Source organism: Peribacillus sp. P4_C12 (assembly GCF_056402095.1).
In genome coordinates this window covers 1-821 of the sequence record NZ_JBFUIB010001015.1, presented here as the reverse complement: position 1 = coordinate 821, position 821 = coordinate 1, and the positions used below count along the sequence as shown (strand labels likewise).

Sequence of the window (821 nt, the reverse complement as noted above, 5' to 3'; positions counted from 1 at the left end):
GGTCAAATGGGCTTTGACATCGTGCACTTAAATCTTCACAAAACATTTACGACGCCTCATGGCGGTGGCGGTCCAGGGGCAGGTCCTGTCGGTGTGAAAGAGAAACTTATTCCTTTCTTGCCGGTTCCGCGAATAGAAAAATCCGGGGATAAATATGTGCTGAACTCTGATCATTCGCACTCTATAGGACGAGTAAAAGGGTATTATGGAAACTTCGGAATTCTCTTACGGGCATATACCTATATTCGCACGATGGGGCCAATAGGGCTGCGCCAAGTATCAGAAAGTGCCGTGCTTCATGCAAATTACCTTCGCAAAAGATTAGCGCCATATTTTGAAGCGCCATTTTCACAAATTTGTAAGCATGAATTTGTCCTATCCGGATCTAGGCAGAAAAATCTGGGTGTAAGAACACTTGATATGGCAAAACGTCTGCTAGATTTCGGCTACCATCCGCCGACCATCTATTTCCCGTTAAATGTTGAGGAATGTTTGATGATTGAACCGACAGAAACAGAGTCAAAAGAAACCCTTGATGCTTTTGCGGATGTAATGATTCAAATTGCCAAAGAAGTGGAAGAAAACCCAGGGGTTGTTTTAGACGCACCACATACTACTGACATTGGTCGATTGGATGAGGTCCAAGCAGCTAGACTACCAATTTTGCGTTATTTCAAAGAGGAGATAGTAGAGAAAGAAACGGCAAAGTCATAAATGAATGCTTGAACATGAACCACCAGGGATGAAAATAAAGAGAAAAGGAGAGTCTCATTATTTCATTCATGGTGGTTTGATATAAGCGCGTGTAAAAAGGATGACAA

Annotated in this window: 1 protein-coding gene; it reads left to right on the top strand. The window is 42.6% G+C overall.

The annotated features are described in order from the left end of the window. On the top strand, positions 1-714 hold a 714-nt coding region (locus AC1DUW_RS30915), incomplete at its 5' end, for a PLP-dependent aminotransferase family protein (RefSeq protein ID WP_477644464.1). Positions 715-821 lie beyond the last annotated feature (107 nt).